10 protein-coding genes and 2 pseudogenes are annotated in these 16,306 nt (G+C 50.6%); 6 read left to right on the plus strand and 6 right to left on the minus strand.

Features of this window, described 5'->3' with window-relative positions; translation table 11 throughout:
- Window positions 1-54 precede the first annotated feature (54 nt).
- Window positions 55-453 carry a VOC family protein gene (locus tag ACP7CZ_RS02385; protein ID WP_072446255.1) on the minus strand — a complete coding sequence of 133 codons (399 nt, stop codon included), beginning with the start codon at window positions 451-453 and terminating at the stop codon, window positions 55-57.
- 747 nt (window positions 454-1,200) lie between these two features.
- On the minus strand, window positions 1,201-3,345 hold the full coding sequence (locus tag ACP7CZ_RS02390; protein WP_172415495.1) for an acyltransferase family protein: 2,145 nt from the start codon (window positions 3,343-3,345) through the stop codon (window positions 1,201-1,203).
- Window positions 3,346-3,635: 290 nt separating this feature from the next.
- Here ACP7CZ_RS02390 and ACP7CZ_RS02395 point away from each other — a divergent pair.
- Window positions 3,636-4,535: pseudogene (locus ACP7CZ_RS02395) on the plus strand (tyrosine-type recombinase/integrase); the annotation flags it as partial.
- Window positions 4,536-4,868: 333 nt separating this feature from the next.
- Here ACP7CZ_RS02395 and ACP7CZ_RS02400 read toward each other — a convergent pair.
- The gene (locus ACP7CZ_RS02400) at window positions 4,869-6,971 is read right to left on the minus strand and encodes an acyltransferase family protein (RefSeq protein WP_089042170.1); all 2,103 of its coding nucleotides are present in this window, start codon (window positions 6,969-6,971) and stop codon (window positions 4,869-4,871) included.
- Between the two features lie 811 nt (window positions 6,972-7,782).
- Between ACP7CZ_RS02400 and ACP7CZ_RS02405 the strand changes: the two are divergent.
- The 3 genes and pseudogenes from ACP7CZ_RS02405 to ACP7CZ_RS02415 form a co-directional block, all read left to right on the plus strand.
- Window positions 7,783-8,564 (plus strand): annotated as a pseudogene (locus ACP7CZ_RS02405) (tyrosine-type recombinase/integrase); the annotation flags it as partial.
- 307 nt (window positions 8,565-8,871) lie between these two features.
- Window positions 8,872-10,203: a site-specific integrase gene (locus tag ACP7CZ_RS02410; RefSeq protein ID WP_284185325.1), complete on the plus strand. Its 1,332-nt coding sequence runs from the start codon at window positions 8,872-8,874 to the stop codon at window positions 10,201-10,203.
- A gap of 60 nt (window positions 10,204-10,263) precedes the next feature.
- Window positions 10,264-11,298: a hypothetical protein gene (locus tag ACP7CZ_RS02415; protein WP_153334679.1), complete on the plus strand. Its 1,035-nt coding sequence runs from the start codon at window positions 10,264-10,266 to the stop codon at window positions 11,296-11,298.
- A 16-nt stretch (window positions 11,299-11,314) separates the two neighbouring features.
- On the opposite strand, the gene ACP7CZ_RS02420 is transcribed toward ACP7CZ_RS02415, so the two are convergent.
- The 3 genes from ACP7CZ_RS02420 to ACP7CZ_RS02430 all read right to left on the minus strand — a co-directional run bounded on the left by ACP7CZ_RS02420 (window position 11,315) and on the right by ACP7CZ_RS02430 (window position 14,491).
- The gene (locus ACP7CZ_RS02420) at window positions 11,315-12,415 is read right to left on the minus strand and encodes a YagK/YfjJ domain-containing protein (protein ID WP_153334682.1); all 1,101 of its coding nucleotides are present in this window, start codon (window positions 12,413-12,415) and stop codon (window positions 11,315-11,317) included.
- Window positions 12,416-12,684: 269 nt separating this feature from the next.
- Window positions 12,685-14,196 (minus strand): YfjI family protein, encoded by a 1,512-nt coding sequence (locus ACP7CZ_RS02425; RefSeq protein ID WP_153334683.1) that lies wholly within the window; start codon window positions 14,194-14,196, stop codon window positions 12,685-12,687.
- Between the two features lie 28 nt (window positions 14,197-14,224).
- Window positions 14,225-14,491 (minus strand): helix-turn-helix transcriptional regulator, encoded by a 267-nt coding sequence (locus ACP7CZ_RS02430; RefSeq protein WP_256674442.1) that lies wholly within the window; start codon window positions 14,489-14,491, stop codon window positions 14,225-14,227.
- A 376-nt stretch (window positions 14,492-14,867) separates the two neighbouring features.
- Here ACP7CZ_RS02430 and ACP7CZ_RS02435 point away from each other — a divergent pair, with 376 nt between their 5' ends.
- Both ACP7CZ_RS02435 and ACP7CZ_RS02440 read left to right on the plus strand, forming a co-directional pair.
- A complete protein-coding gene (locus ACP7CZ_RS02435; RefSeq protein ID WP_153334685.1) occupies window positions 14,868-15,197 on the plus strand; it encodes a hypothetical protein in 330 nt (109 codons plus the stop codon).
- Window positions 15,198-15,268: 71 nt separating this feature from the next.
- Window positions 15,269-16,237 (plus strand): DUF932 domain-containing protein, encoded by a 969-nt coding sequence (locus ACP7CZ_RS02440; RefSeq protein ID WP_153334687.1) that lies wholly within the window; start codon window positions 15,269-15,271, stop codon window positions 16,235-16,237.
- Window positions 16,238-16,306 lie beyond the last annotated feature (69 nt).

The following is a 16,306-nucleotide window of genomic DNA, read 5'->3' on the forward strand; positions in this document are numbered from 1 at the left end:
GCAGCCAGAACGGCACTGCCGCAAACACCCCGTACAAGCCAGAATGTGCCGAACTTACAAATCTCCACGATGAACAACATGTACCTTATTGCCATCTGGATCACGCAAGTATGCGCCGTAGTAACCTTCACCATACTGCGGACGTAAGCCGGGCATTCCCTCATCCGATCCGCCCGCATGAAGCCCGGCGGTATAGGCAACGTCTACCGCATCTGGAGAGGGAGCCGAGAAAGCGACCATGCTGCCATTCCCTGCCCTGGCTTCGTTGCGATCATAAGGGCTGTACACATAAAAGCGAGGAAGAGCGCTATCTGGCTTGACCCAGCATGCCGACGTCGGTCCACCATCAGGAGTTACGGTGCGGCGACACAGCCCCAGCGGGATCAGTACAGCGTCGTAAAAAGCGGCAGCCTGATCAAGATCATTTGTTCCAACAGTGATGTGACTGAACATCCGCGACCCTCCTTTGTTTTTGATGCGAGGGATTCTATCTTGCCTTTCAGGCAGAAGGTTACACAGTCACCATTGGCGGCTGAAAGACAGATACCCGGCCTGGCGACACTCCCCAGATAAGGTCCGAGCCCATTGTCATTGCTGAATCCTGAAGGAACTCATATAAAGGTTTCGGCCGAACCATGGCGTTCGATTCTCGGACGTCCGCTAAGATAAGGCAGTCGGATCTCATCTCATTCACAAAGCTGAGCGTGGATTACTTTCGCTTAGCGGATGATCGGCGGTAGGAGACGACAGTCTCAGATTATCGAACATCAGGGATCACTAAGAGCCTGCTTAGGCTGAGCCTCATGACCGCCATGGCGGCATCATTGAGAGCTTCCAGCGAAATCACCGAATCGTTTTGCGCGGGTTTAGCGCAGGCACAAAAAAGCCGATCTAGCCGATCGACTTAACTAACTGATTTTAATCATGAATAATCGTCTTGACGGAGTGATTCGAACACTTGCCTCCTAGCAACCCATGCTGGCGGGAGTCCTGAAAAGCCTTTAATACCAACACCTTACGTGGGCGCCCACTGCAATCGACGCCTAACGATGCCGGACAAAGATTCACGAATCCCCGCAAAACTCCCTACAGGCTTTCTGACAGAAAGTCCCTGCGCCCCGGCGTCCTGCCGAACGAATACCAAACTCAATCTCGCAAGAAAAAGCCCGCACGCGGCGGGCTCATTTGATGTTGACGAGGCTATTCCGCAGACAGCTCCTTCATGATCAGCGGTGCCAGTGCGGTCTTGGCAAAATAGAGAGAGGCTGGCGGCGACAGGTGACCGTAGTCAAACGTCACCAATCCTGTTTTCCGATCATCGCCAAGGTAAGTCATGCAACCATCTGCATTGCAAAACGCCCCCAGCGCCGACAGATATTCAAACCCACCAGCACCACCAGCGTACTTGGAGGCCAGCGCCCTGTCGGTGTCGAAGGATGCAGGCAGCAGATTTTCTTTAGTCCGGCGCGGCGTGTTGTTCCAAAACTTGCGCACAACCAACTGATTCAGGAACTGGTCATAGCGCGGCACTGGACCAACCACAATTACATTTTTGACCCCAAGCGCCTTGGCCCTTGCTGTAAGGTCGATCAAATTATTCTTTGTGTCATGCTGTTCAAGTTGGGCAATTACAAGTACCTGTGGCTTTTCCTTTGCCATCACCTCAAAGGCGAACTCATTGGAGCGGTCGCAGTACTTCAAGCCCCCTGTAGCGGTCCCCGGCAAGTTCGCCTCACAGCCAGAGCTTGCCACCTGCAATATGGATACGGAGGGCGGGAGCGTCTTGCTCAGGCCGTAATAGTATTGCTGGGCGTGGGAGTCTCCCCAAAGCATGACCTTTGTGTCAGTGGTCGGCACATAGCATTCGGTGCTGATCTGCTTGCGCGGCTCCATTGTGAAGCCGCCGGCACGGTAACGCTCGATGTCAAAGAAGTCACAGCCGAACCGATAGCCCTCGATAATCCCCTGGTTAGTGAAGTAGGCCCAAGCCGGCAGAGAGTTTTCGAAATACTGCGCGTAGCTTTCGCGGTCCTTGAGGCCGGCTGATAGCCCAGGACGATTCATGAGACCATTTTTGACAAACGTCACAGCACCAACGGCAGCAACAGTCAGGCCCAGCGCCAGCAATAACCCTGTTTTTGGAACCCGCAGCTTGGCGATTCTGAAAGGTACTTCCACATACTTATAGGTGCCGTAGGCCAGCAACGTACTGGCGACCACAGCAAGTACGCCGCTGATTATGCTCAGTTCCTCGGCGCCAAGAATGCGGATGTAAGTGATTACCGGCCAATGCCACAGATAAAGCGGGTAGCTGATCAGGCCAATCCACACCATCGGGCGGCTCGCCATCACCTTCCTGTTCAGCCAGGCGTTCGGTCCGGCCATGATCATCAGCGCAGAACCTGATACCGGCAGCAATGCCCAAAACCCAGGAAAAGCCTTGTACTTGTCCACGACCACAACTGATGCGATCAGCAGCACTGCCCCGGCAATCGATACCAGATTTCGAACTTGCGCAGAGCCCTGGATCTTGTCGGCAGTAGAGGGGCGGAACACCGTGATGTAGGCAATGATGCTGCCGCACAAAATCTCCCAGAACCGATACTGCGGCATATAGAAGGCTGCTGACGGGTTCGTCCCCAGCTTATGCACATCGGCGCCCAGGGAAATGACCGCGAGCAAGACGATTACAGGCAGGACCGCAGAGCGCCAGCGCCACATGACCCAGGCTGCAATGGGGAACAAGATATAGAACTGTTCCTCGACTCCCAGCGACCACAAATGGAGCAATGGCTTAAGCACTGACGATGTGTCGAAGTATCCGGCCTCGCGGTAAAGGACAAGGTTTTGAATAAACCCGATACCGCCCGCGACATGCTTACCCAACATCTTGAATTCGCCAGCCATCAGCGTGAACCAGCCAACCGCGTAGCAAGACACCAAGACAAGAATAAGCGCGGGGAAAATTCGCTTTACGCGGCGCTGGTAAAAGTCCAGAAAACTAAACGCTCTTGAATCTAACCCTTTGAAAATAATGCTGGATATCAAATATCCAGAAATAACAAAGAAAATATCAACGCCAATAAAACCACCACGCATGAAAGATGGGAATGCGTGATATAGAACAACTGAAAGTATTGCAAAAGCCCGGAGACCATCAATATCCGGACGGTACTTCAAATGGTCATGAGCTTTCGTGTTGCCACTCACTGACGACCCTCTTGCATCCTTGAGTAGCGGAGCCTTCACATTCATTACAGTGCAATTCCATTGGCAGACCTTCGCTACAAGTGTGAAGCGAAGCTCAATGTTCGTTGGCCTCAACTGGCCAATCTGGTCGCGCATGGTACTGCTGGCGGATAGCCCGCCGCAACCTTCGCCCAGTGTTAGAGGCTAAGGCCAACAGTGCTGGAGTGTCAGGCAACAGCCACATAAAGCAAGATCGCCAGCGGTGCTTGCTTAATAAGGACGCATCAACACTTAGCCCCGGGAAGCGCGATAAAATACCGTTCGAATTTCTGTCGTGACCGTGTTCAGGTACGAGCCCTGAACGTCGAGTATCCAGCTGCATCAGCCTAACTGCCGCCAGAGAAAGCGCGCCTATTCCATTAACTCGAAAACATTGGGCCCCGTACATCACGCTCATCGATGACAGTACCCTGACGCCGTTTGTGCGTGGCCAGCAGAAGCCAACCAAGGACGGCGCAAGGAAAGGTCAAACCAGGCGTATCGAACAAGACGGCGAATATCGCCCTACAAGGAGTCGTCGGATTTTTGAATCCGTACCACCGCAAGGGCGGGATACAGAAAGCGGCTATGGCTGGAAAGCGTGCCAGTGATATCGATGATGGAAGAAGAGAAATCCAGCAGGAAACCTTACCCGCTGTCATTGGATGACCAGTCAATGCTGTTCGCCGAGCTGCCGGACCACCTGTTGAGGATGGCCCTCTCTAAGGTGGACATTGGATGCCGGAAACAGGAAGTCTGCAAATTGCGGTGGGATTGGGAAATACGGGTACCGGCGTTGAGCACCAGCGTGTTTCTGATACCTGCCGGGTTCGGCGGGCGAAGTGAGAAAGCCGGGGTGAAGAATGACGATGAACGCCTGGTGATCCTGAACAAGGTGGCCATGTCGATCATCGACAATCAGCGCGGTCTGCACAAAGACCTGGTGTTCCCCTACGGGAAGGCAGATCAGTTCGGGCCAACGGTAATGCATCGCATGAATGACTCGGTCTTGAAGAAAGCCAGGGTGCGCGCATAGCGGAAAGTCGGAGACGGCCTACAAGGCGCCGACACACCCGCGGTTCAGATTGATCAGGATTCACGACCTGAAACACACCTTTGGCAGAAGACCACGTGCAGCAAGCGTGACAGAGGTAGATCGCAAAGCGTTATTGGGGCATAAGAACGGCAGTATTACGAGCCACTATTCCACCCCGGTGTTGCAGCATCTGATTGAGGCTGCGAACAAAGTGTTGGCAACTGACTCTCGCGAGCCAGTGCTGACCGTTTTGAGGAGGAAATCGAGATGATCCCCCGCAAAGTGCCTACGTATGAAAAAGCCGAACAGGTTCGAGTTCGGCTAAGTCATTGAAAAATATGGTCGGGACGGAGTGATTCGAACACCCGCCCCCTAACACCCCGTGTACGCGGACACCTCTACAGGCCGCTAAACACAAGGCTTCGCGCCTGGCGCTCGCTGCAACGATGCCTAAGAGTGCGGAACCGTAACTCACGAAGTCTCTTGTAAAGTCACTGAGCCTATTTAGGCTCCCTCCGGCGTCCTGCAGACCTAACACAAAATTCAAACACGAGAGAAAAAGCCCGCACGCGGCGGGCTTAACATCAGCAACGCAACTTGGTCGTTATCTTTGCGCCTGGCTCTCAGGATCCGCCAGTGCCCTATTGATAATCGGCATCAGATCCTTCGCCATAAATTCAGAACCCTTCGCAGACAGGTGATCGTCATCACGGTACATCATCTGGCCGTCGATCATGGCCCAGCACCATTCGGCGTCGCACAGCTTCGCCTGCGTATCAAACAGCGTCACTGCCGGAAAGTCTTTCATGACCCTGGCAACTACTTCTTTGTATTCTTTGTTTCGAGAGTCCACTTCTGCCCGAGATATAGCGCACGGGCTCTTAACCTTGTTGGTCAAACGTAATGGACGACTATCAACGCACGACATCGGAGAGAAGCCAAGCTCAGGAATATCCAATACGAACACCACCTGCTTGCCCGCTTTGGCGAGCATCGTGAAGGTGTTTCTCATACCGGCCTCAAAGACTGCTGCGTAATCTGTCACCTCCGGATGGCCGACTAGCTCCAGGACTCTATCGTGATGGATTAGATCATCTCCCTCATGGTAACCGTTACCGGTCAGGTACATGGGGCCCCGGGACGACAACACAACTGTTTTTACAGACTCCGTATTGACTGCCAACTCGATTGCCTTGTTGATGTAGGTCGAGCACCAATCACGGACGCCTCTCGGGTGAGATGTGACGTTATAGAACGACGTGCATCCGGAAACTCCGATGTTTAGAAGGTTTTTATTTTCCTTTGCCATGGCTTCGGACAGCCCGAGGCGAATATGGTCACTGTGGGAGTCGCCAATCAACATAGCCGATGGGTCACCCTCCCGAGTCATTGAGCAATGATCAATGGGCCAGAACGCGGGGTAGGCCTTTCGGCAAGTTTCGTTCGCCAGATCGCCCCAGTTGAATTGGCTGTTATTGCTGGCAAGTTCTTGAACGCGAAAAGGCAGGCCATCGCGCGCAAATGTGGCGTATCCAACGCCGCCCAAACACAGCATCACACCCCAAAGCAGCGTTGGTTTCAGTGCAGTTTGTGCACCAAATCGAATCGGGCTTTCGATAAAACGATAAGTGAGCCAAGCAAGCAGAACGCTCAACAGAACACCGGCAACCTGTATTTCCCAGGATGGGACAGCGGATTCCATAATTCTGGCGAACGAAAGAATCGGCCAATGCCAGAGGTACAGCGGGTAACTGATCACGCCAATGAAGAGCATGAATCGATTGCTCAGAAGGGTTCGGTTCACCAATGCGTTGGGACCCGAAAAGATCAGCATCGCGGTGCCAATTACGGGCGACAGAGCCCACCAGCCAGGGAAGATGTCACCGCTTTTTAGGAATGCTACCGCGGCAACGATTAGCCCAAGGCCGAGTATAGAAATTGCACTATTAAGCGTTTCACCAAAAACTATTGGAGCATCGTTCCTTTCAACTGCTTTCGAACGAGAATAGTAAAAATAGGCTAGGACGCCCCCTGCTAACAGCTCCCAAAATCTTGTTTGAGGAGAAAAGAAAGTCCCCACAGGATCTGAAGCAACACCATAAACATTCAGACCGAAAGATATAAGACACAAAGCAGCAACCGTAAGCTTTATGCTTACACCAGTTCTCCAGGCTGCCCAAATAATTAGTGGATAAACAAGATAAAACTGCTCTTCAATCGCTAGCGACCAAAGATGCATTAACGGTTTTAGCTCTGAGGACGTATCAAAATAGCCAGACTCACCAAGCAAATTAAAGTTCTGCAAAAATATGGTGCCGGCCGCTATGTGCCGTCCCAACTGTTTGAATTCATCAGGAAGCAACGCAAACCAGCCAAACACATACGTGATCAAAAGGACAGCCACTAGCGCAGGAAATATTCGTTTAGCCCTACGAGAATAAAAATCTACAAAGCTAAAGTGACCCCGACCCAAACTCTTAAAAATAATGCTTGAAATTAGAAAACCGGAGATAACGAAGAACACGTCAACTCCTGCAAATCCACCGGGAACAATGGATGGAAATGCATGAAAGATAACAACTGATAAAATTGCTATCGCCCTCAACCCATCAATATCGGGACGATACTTCAAATGGTCATGAGCTTTTGTATTTCCAACCACTGACGACTCTCTGACATCCTTGAGTAGCGGCGTCTTAACATTCATTACAGCGCAGTTCCATTCTGGAGATGATTCGCAACAGCTCAATGAAACATGAAGCGAAGTGAGGTTCCGATGACCTGGCCCGGCCAATCTAGCCGCGCATGGTACTGCTGGCGGTTGGCCTGCCGCAACCTTCGCCCCAAGATCTGGGCGAAGGCTTAACTCCTGTGCGCGTCAGGCAACAGTTACATAAAGCACGATCTCGAGTGGTGCTTGCGTATCTGGCCGCGTAACCACGTATCCCCTGGGAGGCGCGATAGAACACTGGGCGAATCTCTGTCGTGACCGTATTCAGGTACAAGCCCTGAACCTCCTCCCCCCGATTATATCCAGCTGCATCAGACTTCCAACAGCCACGGTCAGCGTGCCTTTCGCGTTGATTCGATACACCTGACCAGATTGTAAATCTGAGCTAACAGCCGTCGTAGTTCGACTGACAGCGTTCCACCTGATGCGCTCAGCGTGGGGAGAACACCGTTGGTTACCCATCAGGTAAGCCAGTTGCTTTGGCCCCGCCTCCAGAACTGCCTGATGTATTGCGCGGTGTACCTGTTCCATTTCGGGAAACCTCTTCGTGGTTGTCGTGGCAGAACGTTCAGCTCAGGGGCGAAGATATGCGCCCTCAATCAGGGCTTCTTTTAATCGGGATTAAAGATCTGGCTCTTGGCCTGAATTGCGCAGATAGGCCCAGTCGACATCGGGCCGGTGCTCTTCACAGGTAACGCTTCTGCCGCCTGAACTGCAACAGCCTGGTGCGGCCAGTGCAGATAATCTTCGCGGCCTGGGCGGCGTTGTAATTCTTGGGCGACACCACAACAGAACGGTGAATATCTTGATCGAACGTGTAGTACGGGTTTTGTCGTTGTGTGCCAGGAAATGGCGAGACGATGAGCGTAGGCCGTGGCTGGATAGCGTGCCGATGCTCACGAAACTGGAAGAGAAGAAGTCGAGCCGCAAGCCGTACCCAATGTCGGGGCCGGAGCAATCGCTGCTGTCTGGAGAGTTGCCGGTTCACCTGCAAACGATGGCGCTGTTCAAGGTGAACACCGGCACGCGGGAACAGGAGGTTTGCAAGCTAAGGTGGGATTGGGAGATTTCGTTACCCGAACTGGGCACCAGCGTATTTCTGATACCAGCCGATTTTGGCGGCCGGTATGAGCAATCCGGCGTGAAGAACGGCGACGAGCGACTGGTGGTGCTAAACAGTATGCCCAGGTCGATCATCGAGAAGCAGCGCGGCATCAGTAAGGTATGGGTTTTCCCATACAACAGAACCGCGATGCACCGGATGAATGACTCGGCCTGGAAGAAAGCGCGGGTGAGAGCGGCGAAACTCTGGCAGGAGGAAAACCTTCGCCCCGCTCACTCTGGTTATGCATCCATCAGGATTCATGACCTTAAGTACACGTTTGGCCGCCGACTGCGTGCAGCGTAACCGAGGAAGACCGCAAGGCCCTTCTGGGGCACAAGAACGGCAGCATCACCAGTCACTACTCAGGCGCTGAGCGCGGGCATTTGATAGGAGCTGCGAACATGGGATCAGCAATCGATTCTCGCGGACCGGTCCTGACAATTTTGAAGAGGGAGCAGGCGTGAAAAAACGACAAGTCACGCAAATGTCACGCACATGAAAAAGGCCAATGCTGTGAACATTGGCCTAAAGTCATTGAAAAATATGGTCGGGACGGAGTGATTCGAACACTCGACCCCTAGCACCCCATAAAGGTAAACCACAATCCAATCCAGTCTAAAAAAACCCATGAACAAGGCCTAAAGCACTGTATTTACTAGGCAAATACAGTTTACACAGTCCAACCGCTTCCGATAGCATTCTACCAAAGCCAGCAAGAAACGGTGACCCAACGGTGACCATCTGGAGCCTGGCCTTTCTGGGGAAGCGAAAGTGGCGACGATCACCGACAAACAAATGAACGCAAAACCAGCCAAACCTACCTGGCTGATCGAGGATGCTCCTCGCGGCTGCGGCCGATTCATGGCACGTCTTCGCCCAGATGGCGAGCGCCTGTTTTACTTCAGGTATACCGACACCAGCGGTGGAAGGGTGTTTCTGCCTATAGGTGCATATGACGCCACTGGCACTGATGGACTTACCCTTAAGGAAGCAAGAACTAAAGCAGGAGAGTGGTCACGCCTCTACCAAAGTGGAACTCGAAACTTACGAGAACATCTGGATGCCGAGGAAGCTGCCCGTATCGCAGCCCGAGATGGTGAATTGGCACGACTAACCGCCGAGAAAGCAGAAGCCGAAGCCGAGCAAGCTCGCCAGGCGGGACGCAAGACTGTTACCGACCTATTCGAGCACTGGGCTAGGGTTGATCTCATCAACCGCAAGGACAAGGGTGCAGAGGCTCGTCGGATGTTTGAAAAGGACGTTCTGCCCTTCTTGGGCGACTTGGCTGTCGCTGATGTGAAAAAGGGTCATATCACCGAGGTGACAGATGCCCTCCTCGCTCGCGGTGTAAACCGTATGGCCAAGATGGTTTTTTCGCTTATGCGTCAAATGTTCCGCTTTGCCGTAGACCGCGACCTTATTGAGCACGATCCCAGTGCCAGTATCCGCAAAGCTAAGATAGGCGGCAAAGACACTGAACGCGACCGAGTACTGAGTGATGACGAAATCAAGCTGCTTGCTAAGAAAGCCCCTGATGCAGGACTGCTAGTCACCACCGAAGCTGCAATCTGGATTGCCCTATCGACCTGCTGTCGAATTGGTGAGCTCCTGAGCGCCCGATGGGAGCATATCGATCTAGAGCAAAGCACTTGGCTGATTCCGTCCGAGAATAGTAAAAACGGCAAACCGCACAGCATCATCCTTTCAGACTTTGCCATTAGCCACTTCAAGCGCGTAAAGCAGATTAATAGCCTGTCACCTTGGTGCTACCCGAACACCTACATAACTGACCATGTATGCCCTAAAACGGTAACCAAGCAGCTGGGAGATCGCCAGCGCCTTCCGGAACAAGGCTCCATGAGCCGACGTAGCGCCAAAGCCCAAGCACTGTTGCTACCAGGCGGGAAGTGGACACCTCACGACCTGCGGCGTACAGGTGCGACGATTATGACTGCTATTGGCGTGCTTCCTGAAGTGGCTGAACGTTGCCTCAACCACACAGAGGAAAATAAGGTAAAACGCATTTATCAGCGTCATAGCTATGCTAAAGAAATGGCGGAGGCTTGGGAAGTTCTCGGCAAGCATTTATCCAGCCTGATATAGAGAGCCACTCCAACAGCCCTGAGAAATGACTAGCACCGCTAAACAAGGACACGATTAAAAATGAAAAATAAAGGGTTTGTTATATCAGCAGCTGAATTTATTGAGGAGCACAACATCTCCGAAAGTGAATTCAAAGACAGAATTGAAAAGCTGCAGATCCCCCTTCTATGCCGCTGCCCAAAAACGGTTGCAATTCATGTATCCGGCTCGGCCATCGTCCTAAATTACAATGAGCCCAGAACAGCACAAAGCCTATCAAATCAGCATAAAGGTACGCCTTTTGGCGCAGATCACGATTATCACTCAAAAGTAGATTTAGACATAAAGTTTTTTTCCATAAGCGCCACCGACTGGGAGGAAATAGTAAATTATGACGAGCTCAAAAAATGCAACTTTAATCATGCTTTTTACCACGAAAGCATAAAAGGCCTTACACAAGCTTCAGCACATGAGCAATTGAAGGAAATCCTACAACCATTTCCAGCCCTCATAATAGACGCAGATTTCTTTATCACCTCAAAAACCGAAATCAACCAGATGAAAGAAATAACAATTAGAACGACTGACATACTCATAAGGACAGAGGACTCAAATAGAATCCTTGAAACAATAGCAGACACCGACAAAGAACAGAAAAATATCGAGCGCCAAGAATGGGAATCAGACAACCTTTTCGAGTTAAACAAAGCCTCAGATGAATTTATCTCCGAGGCAAATATCGACTCACAGAAGGAGCGAAAAGAGCTTATCGATAAAATAAAAAAACACCTAGAGAAAAAATACAACTCTACTGGAAAAGACGTGTTCGAACAATCCGCCTTCGCAATATTACCCGACAAGCACTACCGCAAAACAAAGTCAACAAATATGCCAGTTGGCGAAGCCTTAACTAAATATCCAGAACATGCATCCACCGCACTAATTCTTATCAATGAAGCGGCAAAACACTTCTGGCAAGAGAGTCAAAAAACAATTCAAAAAGCTCCAGCTAAAAGAACAGTCATGATAGAAGCTCTAAAAAGCTCAGACTGGGGGTTCACGGCAAAGCTGGCTGCCGCAGCAGCTACCATCATCAGCCTAAAGCCCAGAAACTAAAGGCCATGAGACATGCCTAGATGGCCATCTGAGGAGCCGCCTGATCAGGCCCAGGGGCTCTGGGGCGTCCTCTCTTCACAGACTTCAACTTAGGCATATTTCCTCGGAAAAATGATCTGCCACTTTCAGGGGATAGCCGTATCCAATAATCCACCTTGGTCAGGTAGGAGGCCACCCTATTTTTCAAAGCGCTTACCCTATCCGGTTGATTAAAACTAATCATACCTATTCCAAGATATTTATATTTCTCCTTGACTGCATTGCAATTGAAATAGCGCCCCGCTCCTGCCGTAATTGAGTCTCGCCAATGCTCACCAACCATTCTAGCCAAAACTCCATCCTGGCGATGATTTGTTCCGTTATAAAAAAGCAACAAATGAAAATGGAACCCCTTTAGCTGACCATACTCCAGCTTACAAGCAAACCCTAACAACCCATCAACTGGAATACCTTTGTGAAGGTCTTTCTGCATTTTTGCCCAATGTGCTTTGACCTTTTTAACATCACCATAAAAACCCTCACGACCACTTACAAAGCCCGACTGATAAGACAAATCAACACGTACAACAAGCATCCTAGAGTGCTGGGCAAAAAGAGCGTCTATATAACCTTCCAAGCTATTAATTCGCTTAAAGGACGCTTTACGGAATCGTTTCAAAATAGCTTTAAAAGCATCACTGGACAGCTCCAGCCGCACAAACTCTACGAGATCATTCATTCGACCTATAAAAGCCTCAGCGGCTCCATCGCGTAAAGTCCGCCAGACTCTGAGCGAATGAAGATCATCGACTCGATCAGCACATCTGAAAAACACTTCCACATAAGGGTTAACCTCATGAGAAGGGAAGCACCGTTCAAACACCCTCACTCCCCTCTTCAGCTTGTCAACAAAAAAGCGAGCAAGCCTCTCAGTCTTAACCTTCACCCCATCGCGTTGATGAGTACAAGAAGAGAACAAAAAGCCCTTACTACCAGCAAGCTCGTACATTAGTTTCTCAATAGAACGCAACTCCAACACCAAGCTTTCCTCTACCCTTAACACAGGAAGCCCTCCGACTTCCTCTATCATTAGATCTAACACACCTCCATTATCGATCCAATCAACTTCACTTATCACTCACTGCTTCCTCAAAAAAACAGCAGCATGGCTTTGGGGAGCCATGCTGCTGACAAATGATCAGTTGATCATCACAACCGCAAACTATTGCACTATCAATTAACTCAATAGTAAATAATTAATCTAATTAAATTGAATAAGCCACTTAATCCAACCATTCAATAGCTACCTAATTAAATAGTAATCCATAATCAAGCAGTGTCCGCCTTGCACACACTTCCTGACAAACCAAGACAAACAAACTCAAGCAACCCGTCAAACACCAAACACTAAATACCAGGAGCACTAAAAAAGTTAGTACCCTGAGAGGAGCCCAGCATCATCTGCACACCACCTTGCCAAGGACAGAGGTCGATATAAACAGCTTTGTTACCAGGATGGTTAAAAAACTGAATAGCACCATGATTCACCAAGCGCAAAAGAACATGCTCAAGAATAGATTTCTTTCTAAATTTCCCAGGCCCGTACTGCAAAATATAATTTTTCTTAATAAACCGCTTACCCGTCGTACGAAAACTATCCAGCCAGCAATTTAACTCCTGCTCTTCATCCTTCTCTTTAGAGTTCTGCCCAAACAATTTTATAAATTCATCGGAGTACCATTTAGCAAGGTCAATCGCCGCCTGCAAGGTTGACATCGAAATATTCCCCTTAAACCCTTCAAAACAATGAAGCAATGCAGCCAACCTAGAAATCACCTCAACCAACTTTGAGCCATGATCACCTAGCCCGTCGAGTATTCCACCCGCACATATTCTTGACTCAATATCATTCGCAACCTCCACCCAAAGCCGAGCAGCTTCGGAGTCGAATCTGATCACTTGTTTTTCTTTTTTATTCTCCCTAAAACAAACAAGACCCGCCTCAAGAAAGTGCTCCAATCGCGAAGCAAATTGTGTTTGATGATGCCAGGCCGGTGCCTGAGAGCCTATATACCTAGTTCCCTGTGTTGAAGCCGGACGACAGATTAGAAAACGCGCCCACAAACCAGACCCCCTAGACTCTCCGCCTTTATGAGCCATGTACTTCGAAAATACGCTCTCTTGCACCATAAGCGAGACTGTCAGCCGTGCGCCAACAAGTTCAAAGCTTTCCGCCGTCTTACGATCAATCGTGATTGAGTCACCACTCCAAATCGCATTTTGCTTTGAAAGGTCATTAAAGGCACGCCCTTCTAAAACACCTCCACCTTCACTTGAAATCAAACCAGCCGTAGATAAATTTTCGTACATCCCATAAAACAAAGCTTCAGAAGTTGAGTCCTCATACAAGACCTTAAATTCTTTTGGCTTAACTGGAGCTTCTTTCTCTAAAGCTAATAGAACCTTCTCCTCCTCGTCAGCAGGAAGACCTTTTGATGCTTTTTTCGCAATCGCTTTTAATACTCCGTTACGTCGAACCATCCAGGTATCATACTTAATTTTCCACACCAACTGGCTCTCCCTCACCTCCTCGCACTGCTTAGCCTGAAAGGCTCTAATCGGCTTCAAAAAAACATTCTCAACCGTTGACTTCCTTTCACCCGAGTCAGCAATAGCAAGAAGCATCAGCGAGGTCGGAGCGACCTGACCATTGGGTTTACGAACATCTACAATGCCCTGCAAGACAACAGAGATCGCAGTTAGTGCCGCATTTTGAATCAATCCCCGCGGGGCCTGAATATTAGCTTGAGCCTCATTTATTGCAGCATCCAACAAGGGAAATTGCGACAAACTCGGATATAAGTTATCTCCTAAATTAGATTTTTTTGAATTTTGTTGTCTAAGAAAATTGAAATACATAGATCACCATAAATACAAACAACCAATATCAAACAACCATTGCAGATATAATTTCCGCCATCGAGCCATGACTCTGCCTAGACAGCTTTACATACTCTTCCATCCACGAATTTATTTCGCTTTCAATCCACCGCACAGATGTTTTCCCAACACGTATCTGCTTTGGGAATTTAGCATCATAATGATCAGAGGCCACGTTAAGCTTGTTATAAATAGTTGACCTAGAAAAACCTGTGCGTTTTAAAACATCTCTCAAGCGAAGCATAACCAATGCTTCTGATTTTTCTTTAAACATCACTGCACCCTTTAGGACTGGACGAGGCAATCCTATAAGCAGCAACTCAAATATCAAAGAACGTGAGCGTAACGCTTGCTAACGTTACGCTTTTGGAGCCCACCACTTTGACAGCAACTCTGCCCCTCCTTCAAAACAGAATGCCTCTCCCTCTTAGCCAGTACTATTCCAGCTATTAATAGCAAAAATAGCAGCCCATAACGCCAAACCTCACGTCCAGATACCGCCCACAACGTCCCTCGCGGGGGTGTTGTTTTGGCAAGCCTCATTCAAAAAAATCTCAGACCTATATCACCCAGGTGAACGCTCAACGATGAGCGCGTCATTCAGCATTTCTGCGTGATACGTGGACTCAGCAAACAGAGAGGAATCATTTATGTACACCCCATGCCCGAGCTGCAATTCAGGACGAGTGGTTACTAAAAATGTGGGTAAGCAAGCAGGTAGTTTGATTGGTGCAGCGGGCGGTGCGGCCAGTGGGGCCGCTGGAGCACTAACAGGTGCGGAGGCCGGTGCCATACTGGGCGTGGTCGGTGGGCCGGTCGGGATCGCCATTGGCAGTATCGCCGGGGCTCTGCTTGGTGGACTATTTGGGGGCGTTGCTGGCGGGATAGCCGGAGCCACGCTGGGTGAGCAGATCGATGAAAAAATCCTTCACAACTACCAGTGCCTGGCGTGCGGTTACAGCTTCAGCGTCAACCGTTAAGCCGTTGTGAGCAGGCGTCGTTTGTTGATGAAACGATGCTCTTTCCCATTCATTCGCAAGGAATCATTTCGATGGCTCATCTCGTTGAACAAATGGCTTACGTCGGCGCGACTCCCTGGCATGGCCTGGGCAGTCGCCTCTCCCCGAAACAACCGCTCGAAGTCTGGCAGCGTGAAGCGGGCATGGACTGGAAGATCCAGGACAGCCCCGTTCATTTCAAATCCGAGAGCATCGGCCTCTTGGGCTCGATTCACTCTTTCCCGGAACAGAAGGTGCTGTATCGCTCCGACACCAAGGCCCCGTTGTCGGTGGTCTCCAACCGCTACCAGGTGGTGCAGCCCGGTGAAGTGCTGGAGTTTTACCGGGATCTGACGGAGGTCTCTGGCTACGAGCTCGAAACCGCCGGAGTGCTCAAAGGTGGTCGCAAGTTCTGGGCCCTGGCCCGTACTGGGCAAGGCACGGCGTTGAAGGGCAACGACCAGGTCAACGGCTATCTGTTATTGGCGACGTCCTGTGACGGGACGCTGGCCACCACAGCCACCCCGACCACCGTGCGCGTGGTCTGCAATAACACGCTGACCATCGCCCTGGATGGCACCACCCGCGCGATCAAGGTGCCGCATAACACCCGCTTCGATCCGCAGGCAGTGAAAAAGCAGTTGGGCATCGCCGTCTCGCAATGGGACGCCTTCATGTACCAAATGCGGGCACTGGCTGAACGCAAGGTGCAGTGGCATGAAGCGATGGGCTTTTTCATGAACGTGCTGTGTGACGTAACCCCCAATAGCAAACTGCCCGAAGTCCTGCCGAACGAGCGCGCACTGCGCAAGGTTCAAAGCCTGTACGAAGGCCAAGGTCGCGGCGCCACGCTGGAGTCGGCCCAAGGAACTGCGTGGGGTTTGCTCAACGCGGTAACCGAGTACGTTGATCACGAGCGGCGCGCCCGAAGTACTGAATACCGAATGGACTCGGCCTGGTTTGGCCAAGGTGCTGTCATCAAACAACGCGCCCTGCAGGCCGCATTGGAACTCGCCGCCTAGCTCCACTTACTTACTCAACGATTAAAGCGCCTGGTTAGCTTCTGCTGGCCGGGCGTTTTTTATGCCGCA

The sequence above is a fragment of the Pseudomonas sp. DWP2-2 genome (assembly GCF_049897065.1).
GTDB lineage: Bacteria > Pseudomonadota > Gammaproteobacteria > Pseudomonadales > Pseudomonadaceae > Aquipseudomonas > Aquipseudomonas paracarnis.